13 protein-coding genes are annotated in these 17,153 nt (G+C 70.2%); 7 read left to right on the plus strand and 6 right to left on the minus strand.

The window, feature by feature from the left end; translation table 11 throughout:
- Positions 1–10 precede the first annotated feature (10 nt).
- The 6 genes from G5B46_RS15275 to G5B46_RS15300 all read right to left on the minus strand — a co-directional run bounded on the left by G5B46_RS15275 (position 11) and on the right by G5B46_RS15300 (position 6,119).
- Complete coding sequence (locus G5B46_RS15275) at positions 11–781, minus strand: hypothetical protein (RefSeq protein WP_205691702.1); 771 nt, start codon at positions 779–781, stop codon at positions 11–13.
- A gap of 12 nt (positions 782–793) precedes the next feature.
- Entirely contained in the window at positions 794–1,276 is a 483-nt protein-coding gene (locus G5B46_RS15280) for a hypothetical protein (protein ID WP_205691703.1), read from the minus strand.
- Positions 1,273–3,069 carry an OmpA family protein gene (locus G5B46_RS15285; protein ID WP_165259998.1) on the minus strand — a complete coding sequence of 599 codons (1,797 nt, stop codon included), beginning with the start codon at positions 3,067–3,069 and terminating at the stop codon, positions 1,273–1,275. The genes G5B46_RS15280 and G5B46_RS15285 overlap by 4 nt, the downstream gene beginning before the upstream one ends.
- A complete protein-coding gene (locus G5B46_RS15290) occupies positions 3,062–3,646 on the minus strand; it encodes a peptidylprolyl isomerase (protein ID WP_165260000.1) in 585 nt (194 codons plus the stop codon). Before G5B46_RS15290 ends, G5B46_RS15285 begins: the two co-directional genes overlap by 8 nt.
- A complete protein-coding gene (locus G5B46_RS15295; RefSeq protein ID WP_165260002.1) occupies positions 3,643–4,725 on the minus strand; it encodes a hypothetical protein in 1,083 nt (360 codons plus the stop codon). Before G5B46_RS15295 ends, G5B46_RS15290 begins: the two co-directional genes overlap by 4 nt.
- Before the next feature lie 158 nt (positions 4,726–4,883).
- On the minus strand, positions 4,884–6,119 hold the full coding sequence (locus G5B46_RS15300) for an MFS transporter (RefSeq protein ID WP_165260004.1): 1,236 nt from the start codon (positions 6,117–6,119) through the stop codon (positions 4,884–4,886).
- A 97-nt stretch (positions 6,120–6,216) separates the two neighbouring features.
- On the opposite strand from G5B46_RS15300, the gene G5B46_RS15305 reads away from it, so the two are divergent.
- The 7 genes from G5B46_RS15305 (at position 6,217) to G5B46_RS15335 (ending at position 17,048) form a co-directional block, all read left to right on the plus strand.
- Complete coding sequence (locus G5B46_RS15305) at positions 6,217–7,260, plus strand: LacI family DNA-binding transcriptional regulator (protein ID WP_165260006.1); 1,044 nt, start codon at positions 6,217–6,219, stop codon at positions 7,258–7,260.
- 147 nt (positions 7,261–7,407) lie between these two features.
- Positions 7,408–10,161 (plus strand): TonB-dependent receptor, encoded by a 2,754-nt coding sequence (locus tag G5B46_RS15310; protein ID WP_205691704.1) that lies wholly within the window; start codon positions 7,408–7,410, stop codon positions 10,159–10,161.
- Between the two features lie 89 nt (positions 10,162–10,250).
- Positions 10,251–11,789 (plus strand): tryptophan halogenase family protein, encoded by a 1,539-nt coding sequence (locus G5B46_RS15315; RefSeq protein WP_165260008.1) that lies wholly within the window; start codon positions 10,251–10,253, stop codon positions 11,787–11,789.
- Positions 11,790–11,792: 3 nt separating this feature from the next.
- A complete protein-coding gene (locus G5B46_RS15320) occupies positions 11,793–14,078 on the plus strand; it encodes a beta-glucosidase (protein ID WP_165260010.1) in 2,286 nt (761 codons plus the stop codon).
- Entirely contained in the window at positions 14,078–15,496 is a 1,419-nt protein-coding gene (locus G5B46_RS15325) for a glycoside hydrolase family 30 beta sandwich domain-containing protein (RefSeq protein WP_165260248.1), read from the plus strand. Before G5B46_RS15320 ends, G5B46_RS15325 begins: the two co-directional genes overlap by 1 nt.
- Positions 15,497–15,606: 110 nt before the next feature.
- Entirely contained in the window at positions 15,607–16,113 is a 507-nt protein-coding gene (locus G5B46_RS15330; RefSeq protein ID WP_165260012.1) for an RNA polymerase sigma factor, read from the plus strand.
- On the plus strand, positions 16,110–17,048 hold the full coding sequence (locus G5B46_RS15335) for a FecR domain-containing protein (RefSeq protein ID WP_165260014.1): 939 nt from the start codon (positions 16,110–16,112) through the stop codon (positions 17,046–17,048). The genes G5B46_RS15330 and G5B46_RS15335 overlap by 4 nt, the downstream gene beginning before the upstream one ends.
- The last annotated feature ends 105 nt before the right edge of the window (positions 17,049–17,153 follow it).

Here is a 17,153-nt window from a genome sequence, read left to right on the forward strand (position 1 = left end):
CTCCGGGACGTTACGGGTTCACGGGGGCGGGGTTCTGGGTTCCCAGCTTCTTGTCGAGCAAGCGGCGGCGACGCTCGACCTCCTCGTCCAGCTGACGGCGGATCCGCTCTTCCAGGATGGCCGGGGGCGGGATCGGCACCAGCTTGGTGCGCAGCAGGCTCGAACCCTCGGCCGAGTAGCTGTATTTCGACGAGTAGCTGGCGTCGACCTGGCTGGTCGAGACCTGGGTCGTGTTGCTCGTGCCAGCCTTGCCGCGGAACAGGCTCCAGCTGAAGCTCGAGCCCTTGGTGGTCACCTGGCTGGTGGCCTTGGAGGTGCGGGTGGACTCGCTGCTGTAGGTGATCTTGATGGCGATCTTCACCTCGATGATCGTGTCGACGAACTGGTAGAAGGTGGGCGAGAAGCCCAGCTCCAGCATCGACAGGCGCGTCGGCACCCGGATCAGGGTGGTGTCGGGGTTCTCGCCGTTGTCCTCGGCGGCGTCCTTCTGGTCCTTGACGACCTTTTCCAGCGCCTTGGTGTCGCCGCCGGAAATGGCGTTGTCGGCGGCGATGTAGGCCAGGGCGTCGCTGGCGGTCATCAGGTCGTAGCCGAAGAAGATGCGGCTGTCGTCGAAGGTGGTCTTGCCCTCGTCGTCGGTCACGGCCTGGAGGCCGCCCATCATCTCGGCCACCTCGATGCTGTTGGCGTCCAGCTTGATCTGGCCCTCGGCGATGGCGAAGGCCATCTGGCGGATCATGTCCCCCATGGGGACGTTCAGAAGCTCTCTCCCGATCGACATGTCTGGTCCTTCCTAGGGATTGGGCGCGGGCGCAGGGGTGGGCTCGCTGATCTTGCGAAGCAGGTTTTCGAGGTTTTCGGGCGGCGGCAGGCTGACCAGCCGGGCCGCGATCGAACTCATGCCCTCGGCGCTGACCGAGAACTTGCGCGCGTAGCTGACGTTGACCGAGGCGGCGACCATGACGAAGCCGGCCTGCACGCCGACCGTGGCCCCGGCCGAGACGCCGAATTCGGTGCTCTCGGTCATGCTGAACGACAGCTTGGCCTCCACCGTCGCCTCGGTGAAGCTGTAGAAGGTGGGCGTGAAGCCCAGCGAAATCAGGTTGTGCGTCTCGCCGCCCAGTTCGATCTCGGCCTCGGCCATGGCCTTGGCCGTCTCGATGCTGTTGCGGTCGAGCGCGGACTGCGCCTGGGCGATGGCGATGCCCAGGCGTTCGATGATCTGCGGCAGCGGCGCGGACAGCAGCTGCCGGGTGACGGACGCGGTCTCGCTCATGGCGTGGGCGTCGGGGTCGGCGTGGAGCCGTTGGCCGGCGCCAGGTAGGTCTTGATCTCGTCGAGGAACTCGACGGGCGCGGGCACCGCGACGATGCGGGCCGAGATGCTGCTGTTGCCGTTGATCGACTGCTCGAACTGCCGGCTGGTGCGGTAGTCGACCGACAGGCCCACGGCGACCGAGACCTTGGGCTTGTCGGCGCTGGCGGTGGGGCCGGCGGCGATCTTGTCGAGGGCCTTGGTGACGCTGGCGCCGTCGGCGGCCGACAGGGCGATGTCGTTGGCCGACAGGGTGACCAGGTTGATCACGACCGCGTCCTTGGCGTCGGAGAAGCTGACCACGCCGCCCTTGCGCACGGCGCGCACGCCGTGGGTGGCGCTGCCGGCGTTGACGTCGCGCGCCAGGTTGAAGGCGTAGGCCTGGGGCGAGTTGGCCTCCAGCGTGGTCGAGCCGTCATTGGCCGCGGTTCCGCTGATCGCTACCGAGGTTTCCGAGGCCCCGACCTTCACCGCCGTGCCGTCCACCGGAACGGCGGTGAAGTGGCGCACGATGATGAAGCCGTTGCCGCCGCCCGAACTGGTCTTGTCCGGCGTCGGCGTGGCCTGCAGCTGGGTTCCGGCGGACTCGACCACGATCAGCAGGTCGTTGGAGTCGGCCAGCAGCACCTCGGCGCGGCGGAACTGCTGGTTGGCGACGTTGTCGACGGCGCCCTGGGCCTTCCAGCTGGCTTCGCCGCGGCTTTCGACCTTGCGGATCTGGCCCGGCGCGACGCCGTTGTCGCGCAGGAACTCGGCCACCTTGTTGGCGCGGTCCAGGCCCAGCTTCTGATTGTAGGGGTCGGTGTCCACCCGATCGGTGAAGCCGACGACGTCGACCGTCGCGCCGTTGGCCTTCAGCGCTCGCGCCACCAGGGTCAGTTCCTCGATGGCGGCCTGCTTGAGGTCGGACTTGCCGCTGTCGAACAGCGCCAGGCCCAGCGTGCCGCCGCCGACCGGCAGGTCGGAGCCGACCGGATCGCGCAGCAGCTTGGCCTTGAACCCGCCCAGCGTGTTGATCTGGCTGGCGACGGCGCGGGCGTAGAGCAGGTTGTTGGCCTTGGCGTCGACCTTGGTGCTCTTGCCCGAAGCCAGCACGAACTCTTCGCTGGTGTTGTTGGTCGGGGTCTCGACAATGCGGATGACGCCCAGGCTGGCCTCCGAGGCGGCGTAGAACGCCACGCTGGTGTCGGTCTTGATCGGGTTCTTGGCGGTGTCGGGTTCCAGCTTGAACGGCACCTTCGTGCGCTTGGCGCTGACATAGGCCCGCTCGAACTTGCCGGTGGGCGTACCCAGCTTCTTGGCCAGGTCCTCGGCGGCGGCCTCGACGTCCGCGCCGGCGGCGTCGGTCTTGGTTCCGTCGACGGTGACGCTGGCCGGCAGGCTCTTGAGCGTGACCTGGGCCTCGCGGGCGTTGGCCGGAGCCTGGGGACCGCCCTGGCCGAAGCCGAAGTCGAGCTTGCCGCCGATGCCGAAGGCGCTGGCCTCGCCGACCTTCATGGTCAGCTGCATCGAGACCGTCAGGTCGGCGTGCTGGTAGTGGTAGAACGGCGGCGACAGGCCCAGCTGCAGCAGGCTCTTGCCGCCCAGGCCGGGACGCGGCTCCACGTACTCGCCGACCTGGGCCAGGCTGTTGAGGTCGAGCGCTTTCTGGGCGTCGGCGATCGACAGGCCCATGGCCTTGATGAACTCGGCGACGCTGGCGTCGGCCAGGATCTGGCCGGGCGTCATCTTCTCGATGGGGTTCTCGTCAGCCATGCATCGGCTCCTTGATCCGCGGCTCCTTGGGTCCCACGGGGGACTCACAGGCGCGGGCGCTGTCGACGGTGTCGGCGCGCACGGTCCAGTAGCCGTGGGCGCGCTGGGCTTCGGCCATGCGGACGGCCGGAACGCCGAGGCCGCGGGCCGTCCAGGCCAGGAGGTCGCGGGACAGGGGCAGGGCCCCGTCCAGGGCGATGGCGGCGGCCAGGCTTTCGCGGGCGCCGGTCACGTCGCCGGCCTTTAGGCGGTTGACGCCGCAGCGTTCGAGCAGGCAGGCGCGATCGCGGCGCTGGAAGTCGCTGGGCGTTCCATCGCCCAGCTCGGCGGCGGCGCTGCAGGCGGCTTCGTGGGCCAGCATGGCGGCCTGTTCGTTGGCGCCGGTGCGCTCCAGGCTTTCCAGGACGCAGTGCAGGTAGTGCCGGGCGAAGACCTGTGGGGCGCGCACGCCGTGGGCTAGGCGCAGGGCTTCGCGATACTTGGCCAGCGCCTCGTCGTGCCGGCCCTTCAGCGCCAGCAGCTTGCCCGCCTCGGCGACGCCGGCGTGCAGGCGATGCACGTCGATGGCGGGCGTCATGCGCGGGCCTCGGAAAACAGCACCTCGGCCCCGGCCGCTTCCAGCCGATGGCGCATCAGCCGAGCGCGGGGACGCGGCATCAGCGCCGTCGAGACGGGCGCGGCGTCGGGCAGGCCTATTTCGGCGAGCGCGCGCGCCGGGGCGGAAATGATGTCCAGCGCCTGATAGGAGAAGGTCTCCAGTTCCGCGCGCACGGTCAGGCCGGCCTCGGCGTAGGCGGCCATGCGGCCCTCCAGGTCGGCGAAGGCGACGCCGGCCTCGACGGGAACCGGCAACGCCTGGCGCAGCAGCTCGAAATCCTCGGCCGGGACGCCGGCCAGCGCTTCCAGCGCGGCGGCGCCTTCGACGGGAGCGGCGACCAGCTCGACGGTGAAGCGCAGGAAGGCCTGGTCGACGATCCGCACTTGCTCGGGGGCTTTCAGCCGCCGCCACAGGCTGTCGGCTTCGCTGCGGCCAAGGTCGAAGACGGTGGCCGAACCGCCCGGCGTCAGATCCGCGCCGTTCGGCAGCCTCTGGCGCAGGATGCCGATCTGCAGGTGCGACAGGTCGCTGGCGAACAGGGCGAAGCGGGCTTCGTCCGGACGGCTGGCGGTCAGCCGCACGGCGCCGGCGGGCAGGGCGGCCTCCAGGGCGCGGACCGTGGCTTCGGTGACGGCGCCCAGGATCACGCCCGGCGGGGTCAGCAGCAGGTCGAGGGCGGCGGCGGCCTCCATGCCCAGGAACCGGCCGAGCACGACGCCCACGGCGTCGGCGGCGTCGAGATCCAGGAGTTCGCCCGCCAGGTCCATCGACGGCGCGCGGGCCGGGGCCGGGCCGGCGGGCGCGACGGCGGCTTCGACACCCAGGGTTCCGATCAGTTCGGCCAGGCGCGTCGCGTCCTGCCGGGGCAGGCCCGCCAGCAGCCGGGCCGGGGCGCGATAGAGCGCGTCGACCACCGTCTCGACGGGCAGTTCCAGGGCCTGGCTGAGCACCGACGCAGCGCGCGGCGACGCGTTTCCGATGCTGGTGATCAGCAGGTCGGCGGCCTCAGGTTCGACGCTTGGATACGCTACGCTGGGGAACACCGACGACTCGAGCACCAACACCTCCCTCAAGGCTGGTTTCGACCGGGGTAATCCACGCTCTAGTTGGCGCGGACCGGGACTCGTGTCAGAGTTGTATCACTTTGTAAAGTTCTGAAATCTTGCACGTGGTGAATATGCGCCATGTGCGTTCGGTCGTGTGCGGGCGATCGGCTCTAGCGCCTTGTCAGCAAGGCTCCCGCGCCGGCCAGCGCGGCCAGGGCGGCGGCCATGAACACGCCGCGCAGATCGCCGCCGGTCGACGCCACGGCGATGCCGAGCAGCGGGCCCAGCGCCTGGGAGGCCGCCACCGCCACGTTCATCAGGCCAAGGTCGCGGCCGTTGCGGGCGCCGTCGGGCAGCACCTCGGCCACGAGAGCCAGATTGCTGGTCGAATAGACCCCGTGCCCGATCCCGAAGATGATCTGGGCCATCAGCGGGCCGGGCCATTCCGGAGCAAACAGCAGCAGCGCAACGCCCGCGGCGATCAGCACGCCGCCGGTGACGACCATCGGCCTGCGGCCCAGCCGATCCGACAGCGGGCCGCTGGCCGCGCCGGCCGCCAGCATGCCCAGGGTCGAGGCCGTCAGCAGCAGGCCGAACGCCGCCTCCGGCGTCACGCCCGGCAGGCGGCTGGCCAGGTCGCCGCGGTCCTTGAGGTAGAAGAACAGGTAGAGGGTGTGCAGCGCCACGGCCGTCTCCACCAGCAGGCGCGAGACGAACACCATCCGGAAGCGCCCGTCAGCGAAGGCGGTGAGCCGCAGGCTGGGCCAGGCGATCGGCGCGCGGGCCGGGGCGGGCGGCTCGCGCAGGGTCAGGGCGAAGGGCAGGACGAGCAGGGCGGTGGCCGCCACGACGGCGGCGTAGCGGCTGGCCGCCGAGACCAGCAGGGCGCTGACCACCAGGGCCGTGAACAGCTTGGAGGCCGGCAGGGCAAGACCCGCCCAGGCCGCCGCCGCGCCCTTCTGGTGGTCGGGCACGAGGTCGGGCAGCACGGCGGCCAGCGGCGCGTAGAGGGCGTTGACCGCCAGCTGCAGCAGCACCACGGCGCCCAGCATCTGCCAGGGGGTCTGGGCCAGGCTGACCAGAGCCAGGCTGAGGGCGGTGGCCGCCCAGCCGCCGAGGATCCAGGGACGGCGGCGGCCCAGGCGGCCGCGCGTGGCGTCGCTGAGCGCGCCGAAGGCGATGTGGGCGATCGCGGCGGTGATCGCGCCGACGATGGAGATCTGGCTGAGGGTCAGGTCGCGGGCGTGCGGGGCCACCTCGGCGGCCTTCAGCGGCGCCAGCAGGGTCAGGAACGGAATGAAGGAGATGAAGGCGCCGGCGTTGGCCAGGCCGTAGCCCGCCAGGAAAAGTCGCGATCGCCCGGTGTTGGCGTCGGTGTCGGGAAATGGGCGGCCGCCTTGATCCATCCGTGGTTTATGCGATCAGGACAGCTTGCGGTCGAGCTATTGTCAGCTCGGCCGTTCGTCCCCATCGTGTCGCCCAGCGTTCGGTTCGGAGAGTTCATTGACGGCAAGACGGCCCACCATCGACGACGTGGCGCGCCTTTCGGGCGTCGCGCGGACGACGGTTTCGCGGGTGCTCAACGACGGCCCCAACGTTCGCGACGAAGTGCGGGCCCGGGTGATGGAGGCCGTCAAGGCGCTGGACTACAAGGTCAATCCGCAGGCCCGCTCGCTGGCGGGCGGCGGCAGCCGGCTGCTGGGCCTGGTGTTCGCCTCCGACCTCGAGAGCGAGCCGAACTCGTTCTATCACTCGGCCCTGGAGCTGGGCGCGCTGCGCGGTTGCCTGGAGCTGGGCTACCAGCTGGTCACGCGCCATATCCCGCTGCAGAGCGCCGACCGCCAGCAGCAGGTCTACGACCTGATCGCGATCCAGCGCTGCGAGGGCCTGATCTTCACGCCGCCCTATTCGGACGACGCGCCGCTGATCGCCGAGGTGCTGCGGCGCGGCTGCAAGGTGGTGTCGATCTCGCCGGGCGGGGCGGGCAGGGGCCTCGCCGACGGGGTGGGCATGGACGACGAGGCCGGCGGCTACGACATCGCCCGCCGCCTGATCGAACTGGGCCATCGCCGATTCGCCTTCATGGGCGGCATCGAGGGCCACCTTTCGGCCGATCGGCGCCTGGACGGCCTGATGCGCGCGCTCCAGGAGGCGGGTCTCGGGCAGGCCGACCTGATCCAGGTGCGCGGCGACTTCACCTTCCGTTCGGGGGTCGAGCTGACGCCGCGCCTGCTGGATGACCCGCTGCATCCGACGGCCCTGGTCTGCGCCAACGACGACATGGCCGCCGGAGCGCTGTCGGTGGTTCACGGACGCGGCGTGAAAGTGCCGCAAGACCTTTCCGTGACAGGCTTCGACGACACCCCGGTGTCGGCCATCGTCTGGCCGCCGCTGACCACCGTGCACCAGCCGCTGAAGGACATGGGCCGCCGCGCCGTGGCGCTGCTGGCCAGCCGCCTGACCGGCGGCCGATCCGAGGCCGAACCCGAGTTCGACTGCCTCGACCACGCGGTGGTCGAGCGGGGCACCGCAGCCTCCGCGCCCTGATCGAACGTCGATCCCCTTGACAAGGCCGACGCGTTGCGGCCTTTGTTGGAAGCGCTTCCAATTCACGAAAGCGCGGCTTTTCGACGCCGAATCCGCAAGAGACGGGGCGAGGAGGGCCAGGGAAGAGACGCAGGAGGGGAGAGTACCTTGATCCATCACGCCCATACGAGCGCGCCCGTTCGCGCCGGCGCCCGGCGCTTCAAGCGCCTGGCCTACGCCTCGGCCGGGGCCCTGTCGCTGCTGGCCGGCGCCGCCCACGCCCAGGACGCCGCCCCCGCCAAGGAAGACACCGCCGTCGACGAGGTGGTGGTCACGGGCTATCGCCGCAGCCTGGAGAAGTCGGCCGAGATCAAGCGCCGCGAGGTCGGCGTCGTCGAAGCCGTTTCGGCCGAGGACATCGGCAAGCTGCCCGACGTGTCGATCGCCGAGTCCCTGGCGCGCCTGCCGGGCCTGACGGGCCAGCGCGTCAACGGCCGGGTGCAGGTGATCTCGATCCGCGGCCTGTCGCCCGACTTCTCGACCACGCTGCTGAACGGCCGCCAGCAGGTCAGCGCCGGCGACAACCGCGCCGCCGAGTTCGACCAGTATCCGTCCGAGCTGCTCAACAGCGTCGTCGTCTACAAGACCTCGAACGCCGCCCTGATCGGCCAGGGCCTGTCGGGCACGGTCGACATGCGCACCGTCCGCCCGCTGGACCAGAAGGGCCGGGTGATGACGCTGAACGCCCGCCGCGAAGTCAGCGATCTGGACAAGGCCAATCCCGACGGCTCGAAGAGCGGCTATCGTTTCAGCGCCTCCTACATCGACCAGTTCGCCGACGGCACGATCGGCGTCGCGCTGGGCTACGCCCACCTCGACAGCCCGACCCAGATCCAGCAGTACAAGGCCTGGTACTGGGAGCAGCCGGCCCAGTTCACCGGCGCCAACGCCGGCGCCTACAGCCTGGGCGGCCAGGAGATCTTCGCCACCAACCGCGACCAGGTGCGCGACGGCTTCATGGGCGTGCTGGAATGGCGGCCCAACGACAAGCTGCACTCGACGCTGGACCTGTTCTACTCGACCTTCGACCAGAAGGAGGTCCGCCGCGGCATGCAGTGGTTCTCCAGCCCCAGCACGCCCGACGCCACGGTGTTCCTGAACCCCGGCTTCACCAAGGTCGGCAACTCGCTGATCAACACCTCGGGCACGGCGACCAACGTCACCCCGATCGTCCGCAACGACCGCAACACCCGCAAGGACGAGCAGTTCGCCCTGGGCTGGAACACCTCGTACGTCTCGGGCGCGACCACCTACACGGCCGACATCGGCTACTCGAAGGTCGAGCGTCGCGAGCAGATCCTCGAGACCTACGCCGGCTACGGCCCGATCCGCACCTTCGACAACATCGCCTACGACCTGAACTTCAACGGCGTGGGCAAGTACACGACGGGCCTGGACTACGCCGACGCGACCCACATGCAGCTGGGCGATCCGGCGGCCTGGGGCGGCTGGGGCCATGACGGCGCCATCCGCTTCCCCGAGGTCGAGGACCGGATGTTCACCGGCGACTTCCGCATCGACCACGACGTCTCCGAGACCCGTCTCGGCGGCTTCCTGAGCAGCGTGCAGGCCGGCATCAACTACGCCGACCGCAAGAAGGACAAGACGGTCTCGGACAACGACCTGTTCCTGAAGAACGGCCGCGCCCCGACCACCGTGGCCTCGCAATACCTGCTGGAGCCGGCCTCGCTGGCGTTCGCGGGCGTCGACCAGGTGCTGGCCATCAATCTGCAGAAGGCCCTGCCGGTCTATTACAACATCGTCCCGATCGGGAACGCCGACGACTACAACAAGGACTGGAAGATCCAGGAGCGCCTGACCACGGCCTACCTGATGGCCAAGATCGACACCCATGTCGGCGCGCTGCCGATCAAGGGCGACATCGGCCTGCAGTACATCTCCACCAAGCAGGAATCGACGGGCTACACCGTCAGCGGCGGCACGGCCCAGGCGCCGAGCCTGACCAGCGTCGAGGACACCTACGACGAACTGCTGCCGAGCCTGAACCTGACGGCCGAGCCGGTCGAGAACCTCTATGTCCGCTTCGGGGTGGCCAAGACCTCGGCCCGTCCGCGCCTGGACGACATGCGCGCCAGCATCACCGCCGGCGTCGACGCCCTGACCTTCCGCTGGAGCGGCTCGGGCGGCAATCCGTACCTGAAGCCGTGGAAGGCGACCGCCTTCGACCTCTCGGTCGAGAAGTACTTCGCGCCGGGGACCTACATCGCCGTCGCCGGCTACTACAAGGACCTGGAGACCTACATCTACAACAAGTCGGTCGACTACGACTTCTCCAACGTGCCCAACACCGGCACGGTCCAGCCGATCAGCAACATCGGCCTGCTGACCCGCCCCGAGAACGGCGAGGGCGGCAAGCTCTACGGCTACGAGATCTCGGGCGCGGTCGACTTCGGGCTGATCACGCCGTGGCTGACGGGCTTCGGCTTCGTCGGCAGCATGTCGCACACCAAGACCGACATCCAGCCGGACGGCCCGGGGTCGAACAACGCCCTGCCGGGGCTGTCGGGCGACGTCTACAACGTCACCGGCTTCTACGAGCGGGCGGGCTTCTCGGCCCGGATCAGCAAGCGCCATCGCTCGGCCTTCCGCGGCGAGGTGGTGCAGCTGTTCGCCTATCGCGGCTTCACCCAGGTGCTGGCCGACGAGCAGGTCGACGCCCAGATCGGCTACGAGTTCCAGGACGGACCGCTCAAGGGCCTTTCGGCCGTGTTCCAGGTCAACAATCTCGACAACAGCCCCTACCGCACCCGCACCGGCGTGCTCTCGGACGGCACGCTGCTGCCCGAGACCAACGACCAGTACGGCCGGCAGTACATCTTCGGTCTGAACTACAAGTTCTGACCCCTGCGCGCGGAGGGTCGATCCCTTCCCCTGGCCCTCCGCGCTTTTTTTCGTTTCGACGACGCTCCCTTCAAGAGGCTCCGCGCGCCGTGACCCCGATCAAATCCATCGCCGTCGTCGGCGGCGGCTCGGCCGGCTGGATGAGCGCGGCCTTCCTGTCGGCCATGCTCGGGCCGGGGACCGCGATCACGCTGGTCGAGTCCGACGAGATCGGGACGGTCGGGGTGGGCGAGGCGACGATCCCGCCGATCCGCCAGTTCAACGCCATGATCGGCCTGGACGAGGGCGCGTTCCTGGCCGCCACGCAAGGGACCTACAAGCTCGGCATCGAGTTTCGCGACTGGGGCCGCGTGGGCGACAGCTACATGCACGCCTTCGGCGCGATCGGGCAGGGCGCCGGCACGCTGTCGTGCCACCAGCACTGGCTGGCCGATCGCGGCCGACCGGGCGCTCCCAGCCTCGAGGCCCTGACGCTCGGCGCGGGTCTTGCGCGGGCGGGACGGTTCTCGCCGCCGCAGAAGGACCGGCCGCGTTCGCCCCTGTCGCGACTGGCCCACGCCTATCACTTCGACGCGGGTCTCTACGCGGCCTTCCTGCGCAGCCACGCCGAGGCGCGGGGCGTGACCCGGATCGAGGGGCGGATCGTCGAGGTCCGCCAGGAGCCTGCGCGCGGCCACATCCAGAGCCTGCGCCTGGCCGACGGTCGCGAGGTGGCCGCCGACTTCTACATCGACTGCTCGGGTTTCCGGGGCCTGCTGATCGAGCAGACGCTGAAGGCCGGCTGGGACAGCGCCAGGCGCTGGCTGCCCTGCGACCGCGCCCTGGCCGCGCCGACCCTGACGCCCGGTCCGATCACGCCCTATACGCGCGCCACCGCCGTGGACGCGGGCTGGCGCTGGCGGATCCCGCTGCGCCACCGCACCGGCAACGGCCTCGTCTACTCCAGCGACCATCTGAGCGACGACAAGGCGCATGAGCGGCTGATCCAGGGCCTCGACGGCGAGCTCCTGGCCGATCCGCGTCCGATCCGTTTCGAGCCGGGCCGCCGCAAGGCCGGCTGGATCGGCAACTGCCTGGCCGTGGGCCTGGCCGGCGGGTTCCTGGAACCGCTGGAGTCGACCAGCCTGCACATGGTGCAGACGGCGCTCTACCGCTTTCTCACCCTTTATCCCGACGCCGGCTGCGATCCGGCCCGCATCGCCGAGTACAACCGGCTTTCGGCGCGCGAGTTCGAGCAGGTGCGCGACTTCGTGATCCTGCACTACGTGCTCAACGCCCGCGACGAGCCGTTCTGGCGGCAGGTGCGCGAGACCCCGCCGCCCGACGGCCTGGCCCGCAAGCTCGAGCTCTTCGCCGCCTTCGGCCATATCGAGCGCGAGAGCGACGAGCTGTTCTACGAGGAAAGCTGGGTGCAGGTGCTGCTGGGTCAGGGGGCTTCGCCGGCCGCCGCCCATCCGCTGGCCGCGCTGAAGAGCCCGGCCGAGCGCGCCGCCTTCCTCGACCAGATCGCCGCCGTCAACGCCGCCTGCGTAGAGGCCTGCGACACCCACGACGCCTATCTGGCCGCCGTCCTGGCGCGCGCCGGGGCGGCTTCCACGCGTCCCTTGATTTCGACCACCACGGAGTAGCCCATGACGACCGCCGCCCAGCCTTCATCCGCCCTGCGGATCCTGCGCCGGACCTCCGCCGCCGTGGCGCTGCTGGCCCTGCTGCCGGCCGCGAGCCTGGCCCAGACCATGCCGACCAAGGACAGCGCGCCGCTGGCCGCGCGGGCGAACGACCCGGTGTGGGCGCGCGCCGACGCGCTGGTCAGGCAGATGACCCTGGACGAGAAGATTACCTATCTGCACGGCCTGTTTCCGCCCAACACCAAGCCCGCGCCGGCCGACATGATCCCCTCGGCCGGCTACGTGCCGGGCGTGCCGCGCCTGAAGATCCCGACGCTGCGGGAAAGCGACGCCAGCCTCGGCGTCGCCAATCAGGTCGAGCAGCGCAAGGGCGACACCGCCACGGCCCTGCCGTCGGGCCTGGCGCTGGCCGCCACCTTCGAGCCGAAGCTGGCCTACGCGTCCGGCGCGATGATCGGCGCCGAAGCCCGCGCCAAGACCTTCAACGTCCTGCTGGCCGGGGGCGTCAACCTGACCCGCGACCCGTGGGCGGGCCGTAACTTCGAGTACCTGGGCGAAGATCCGCTGCTGGCCGGCGAGATGGCCGGGGCGTCGATCCGCGGCGTGCAGAGCAACCACATCGTCTCGACCATCAAGCACTTCGCCATCAACGCGCAGGAGACGGGCCGCCACGTGATGGACGCCCGCATCGGCGAGGCCGACCTGCGGGAAAGCGATCTCCTGGCCTTCCAGATCGCCATCGAGAAGGGCCAGCCGGCCTCGGTGATGTGCGCCTACAACAAGATCAACGGCGACTGGGGCTGCGAGAACGACTTCCTGCTCAACAAGGTGCTCAAGCGCGACTGGAACTATCCGGGCTGGGTGATGTCGGACTGGGGCGCGGTGCACAGCACCACCAAGGCCGCCCTGGCGGGCCTGGACCAGCAGTCGGGCCAGGAGCTCGACAAGCAGATCTACTTCGGCGACGACCTGAAGGCCGCCGTGGCCAAGGGCGAGGTCAGCCAGGCGCGGGTCGACGACATGGTCCGCCGCATCCTCTACGGGGTGATCGCCACCGGCCTGATCGACAACCCGACCCCGGCCAGCGCCCAGCCGATCGATTACGTCGGCAACGCCAAGGTCGCCCAGAGCCTGGCCGAGCGCGGCGCGGTGCTGCTGAAGAACGACCGGGACCTGCTGCCGCTGGCCAAGAGCGCGAAGAAGATCGTGCTGGTCGGCGCCCATGCCGACGTCGGCGTTCTGTCGGGCGGTGGTTCGTCCCAGGTGCGTTCGGTCGGCGGCGCGCCGGTCGAGATCCCGCTGAACGGCGGCGAGGCGGCCTCGTTCGTGCGCGTCACCTGGCACGCCTCCTCGCCGCTGCAGGCGATCAAGGCGGCCTATCCGAACGCCCAGGTGTCCTATGTCGACGGCAAGGATCCGGCCGCCGCCGCCGCCGCTGCGCGCGACGCCGACCTCGCCATCGTCTTCGCCTGGCACTGGCAGACCGAGGCGCAAGATGCGCCCTCCATCGCCTTGCCCGAGAACCAGGACGCCCTGATCGACGCCGTCGCCAGCGCCAACAGGAACTCGCTGGTCGTACTTGAGACCGGCGGCCCGGTGCTGATGCCGTGGCTGGACCGGGTCGGCGGCGTGCTGCAGGCCTGGTATCCGGGTCAGCGCGGCGGCGAGGCCATCGCCGGCATCCTCAGCGGGGCGGTCAATCCGTCGGGCCGCCTGCCGATGACCTTCCCCAGGACCGAGGACCAGGCCCCGCGCGCCTCGGCGCCGGGCTATGCCGAGCAGGCCGCCATTGACGACGCCCGCCGCGCGGGCAAGGAGGCCGGGCCGATCAAGGGCTTCCCGGTCGACTACACGGAAGGCGCGGCTGTCGGCTATCGCTGGTTCGCCCAACAGAAGCTGCAGCCGCTCTATCCGTTCGGCTACGGCCTGTCCTACACGAGCTTCGGCTACCGGAACCTCAAGGTCGAGGACGGCGACGGGCTGAAGGTCAGCTTCGACGTCACCAACACCGGCAAGGTGGCCGGCGCCGACGCGCCGCAGCTGTACGTCACCGCCGGCAAGCGCAAGTCGATGGTTCGCCTGGCCGGTTTCCAGAAGGTCGACCTGCAGCCGGGCGAGACCAAGCGGGTCACCCTCAGCGTCGACCCGCGCGTGCTGGCCGACTACGACACGGCCAAGCCCGGTTGGACCCTGCCGGCCGGTTCGTACCCGCTGTATGTCGGCGCCCACGCCGGCGATCCGGCCCTGACCGGTTCGGCCAAGCTGAAGGCCTGGAGCCGCAAGCCGTGATGCGCATCGCCCTGATCTCGACGGCGGCGGTCCTGGCCCTGGGAGGCTGCGCCAGCGTCACCCCGGCGCCCGAACGCGTCGCCCGCGCCTGGGTGACCACCGGCGACAAGGCCCAGCTGCTGGCCGAGCAGCCGCCGCTGGCCAATCTGCCGGCGGGGCAGGGCGCTGACCTGCCGGTCGTAGCCGTCGACGCCGCCGCCCGCGACCAGTCGATCGTCGGCTTCGGCGCCTCGATCACCGACGCCTCGGCCTGGCTGATCCAGACCAGGATGTCGGCGACGCAACGCCAGGCGCTGCTGTCGGAGCTGTTCGGGCGCGGGGAGGGCGGCCTCGGCTTCAGCTTCACCCGCGTTACGATCGGCGCGTCGGACTTCTCGCTCGACCACTACAGCCTGGACGACGCGCCCGGCGGGGCGGCCGATCCGGAGCTTGCGCACTTCTCGACGGCGCGGCCGGAAGCGTACGTGTTCCCCACCGTGCGGGCGGCGCTGAAGGTCAATCCGGACCTGAAGGTGATGGCCTCGCCCTGGAGCGCGCCGGCCTGGATGAAGACCACCGGCTCGCTGGTGAAGGGCCAGCTCAAGCCCGACGCCTATCCGGTCTATGCCGAGTTCTTCGCGAGGTACGTCAAGGCGGCCAAGGCCCAGGGCGTGCCGACCGACTATCTCAGCATCCAGAACGAGCCCGACTTCGAGCCCGAGAACTATCCGGGCATGCGCTGGCCCGCCGCCGACCGGGCCCGGTTCTTCGGCGACAACCTGGGTCCGGTCTTCGCCCGCGAGCGGATCGGAACCAAGGTGCTGGACTGGGACCACAACTGGGACCAGCCGCAGCAGCCCATGACCGTGCTGGCCGATCCCAAGGCCAGAGCGTTCGTCGCGGGCGTGGGCTGGCACTGCTACGCCGGCGACGTCACCGCCCAGGACGAGGTGCGCAAGGCCCATCCCGACAAGGACGTGTTCTTCACCGAGTGCTCGGGCGGCCAGTGGGCGGCCAAGTTCGACGAGAGCTTCCTGTGGATGATGGACAAGCTGATCGTCGGCTCCACCCGGAGCGGGGCGCGGGGCGTCCTGATGTGGAACCTGGCGCTGGACGAGAGGTACGGTCCGCACGCCGGCGGCTGCGGCGATTGCCGGGGCGTGGTGACCATCGACCAGGCCACCGGCGCGGTGGAGCGGAACCAGGAGTACTACGCCTTCGGCCACGCCAGCCGGTTCGTGAAGCCGGGCGCGGTGCGGGTCGGCTCGCCCGCCGAGGTGGCCGGCCTGAAGACGGTCGCCTTCGTCAATCCCGACGGCGGTCGGGCCCTGATCGTGCTCAACCAGACCGCCGAGGAAAAGGCCTTCGCCATCGTCGACGGCGCCCGGCGCCTGCAGGGCAAGCTTCCCGCGAGGTCGGCGGGCACCTTCGTCTGGTGACTTGAAGGGGCGGCGGAAGAACTGTCACGAAGCCGTGGTAGCCGCCGCCCCATGCTCCCCAAGGCCGCTTCTTCCGCGCCGGCGCGCCCAGACACGCCCGATCCCGTGTCATGACCGACCTGGCGTCCCTGCGCGCCCAGCGCGACGAGCTCTATCACTTCATCGTCCGCCGCACCCGTGATCCGGCCGCCGCCGACGATCTGGTGCAGGAAACCTTCGCGCGCCTTTTGACCTACGAGAAGGCGCGCACCGTCGCCGACCGTGCGGCGCTCGGCTATCGCATCGCCCTCAACCTCGTCCGCGACCATTTCCGCAGCCGCAAGCGGCGGCCGACCGAGATGCTGGACGAGGAGATCCCCTGCCAAGCCCCGGCGCCGGAGCAGATCCTCATGCATCGCCAGAAGGTCGAGGTGTTCGGCAAGGTGCTGGACGCCATGCCGCCGCTGCGTCGCGACGTCTTCATCCGCCGCCGCCTGCACGGCCAGACGACGCGCGAGATCGCCGACGCCCTGGCGATGAACGAAGCTGCCGTCGAGAAGCACGTCGTGCGGGCCCTCGAACAGCTGCATCGCGAGATGACCAAGGCCGAGCGCCGCGCCGTGGGAGGCCGCCGATGAGCCGCGCCCGCCGCACCGCCGCCCTCTGGGCCGCCCGCCGCATGGACCCGGCCTTCCGCGACGAGGCCGGTTTCGAGGCCTGGAAGTCGGACGACCCGGCCAACGCCCAGGCCTTCGACCAGGTCTGGCGCACCAACCAGGACAGCGCCCTGACCGAGGCGATGAAGCTCAGCGAGCAGCGCCGTCTGGCCAGGCGTCGCCAGGCGGGCCCGATCGCGGCGCTCGCCGGCGGCCTGCTCGCCTGCGGCCTCGCCGTGGCGCTGGCCTGGCCGCAACTGCAACTGATGACCGTGACGCCGACGGCCTTCGAGACGGCGCGCGGCGAGCACCGCGGCGTCGTCCTGGAGGACGGCACCAAGGTCATGCTCGACGGCGACACCCATCTGGAGGTGCGCCTTGGGACGGGCCGGCGCGAGGTGGCGCTGACCAGGGGCGAGGCCTTCTTCGACGTCGCCCATGACGAGGCTCGCCCGTTCACGGTCAGGACCGCTGCCGGCTCGGCCCGCGTGCTGGGCACCGCCTTCGACCTGGAGGTCAGCGACGAGCGCGGCCCAGAGCGGCTGGAACTGTCGGTGCATCGCGGCCGGGTGCGCCTGGCGCCCGAAGGGTTGATCCGTCGCACCGTCGACCTGACCGTCGGCCAGCGAGCTTTCGCCACCGAAGGAAGGCTGTCCAAGGTCCGGACCTTTGATCCCTTGGCCGACGACTGGCGTTCGGGATGGCTGGAAACCGACGGGGTGACCCTGGGGCGGCTGGTCGAGCGGGTGAACCGCTCGTCCGAGCGCCGCATCGTCATCGCCGATCCGGAACTGGCCCGCCAGCGGGTGGCCGGCCGCTTCCGCCTGGACGAGCCGGCGACCCTGGTCCGCAACCTGGCCCTGGTTCACGGCTTCGAGGTGCGCGAAGGGCAGGGCGGCCTGGTGATCAGCCGGTGACGGCCGTCGGCCGTCGTCGAAACTTCATAAAATTCCCTGTCCTGAAAGGGGCGGCGGCGACGTCTTCCCCGCCGAAGCCGGCCTGACGCCGCGCATTCGGGGATA

The sequence above is a fragment of the Caulobacter sp. 602-2 genome (genome assembly GCF_011043625.1).
Lineage (GTDB): Bacteria > Pseudomonadota > Alphaproteobacteria > Caulobacterales > Caulobacteraceae > Caulobacter.

Bases quoted from the DNA above. Each gene is read 5' to 3' on its own strand.
- G5B46_RS15275 (WP_205691702.1), bottom strand. From the start codon at position 781: ATGTCGATCGGGAGAGAGCTTCTGAACGTCCCCATGGGGGACATGATC.
- G5B46_RS15280 (WP_205691703.1), bottom strand. From the start codon at position 1,276: ATGAGCGAGACCGCGTCCGTCACCCGGCAGCTGCTGTCCGCGCCGCTG.
- G5B46_RS15285 (WP_165259998.1), bottom strand. From the start codon at position 3,069: ATGGCTGACGAGAACCCCATCGAGAAGATGACGCCCGGCCAGATCCTG.
- G5B46_RS15290 (WP_165260000.1), bottom strand. From the start codon at position 3,646: ATGACGCCCGCCATCGACGTGCATCGCCTGCACGCCGGCGTCGCCGAG.
- G5B46_RS15300 (WP_165260004.1), bottom strand. From the start codon at position 6,119: ATGGATCAAGGCGGCCGCCCATTTCCCGACACCGACGCCAACACCGGG.
- G5B46_RS15320 (WP_165260010.1), top strand. From the start codon at position 11,793: ATGACGACCGCCGCCCAGCCTTCATCCGCCCTGCGGATCCTGCGCCGG.
- G5B46_RS15325 (WP_165260248.1), top strand. From the start codon at position 14,078: ATGCGCATCGCCCTGATCTCGACGGCGGCGGTCCTGGCCCTGGGAGGC.
- G5B46_RS15330 (WP_165260012.1), top strand. From the start codon at position 15,607: ATGACCGACCTGGCGTCCCTGCGCGCCCAGCGCGACGAGCTCTATCAC.
- G5B46_RS15335 (WP_165260014.1), top strand. From the start codon at position 16,110: ATGAGCCGCGCCCGCCGCACCGCCGCCCTCTGGGCCGCCCGCCGCATG.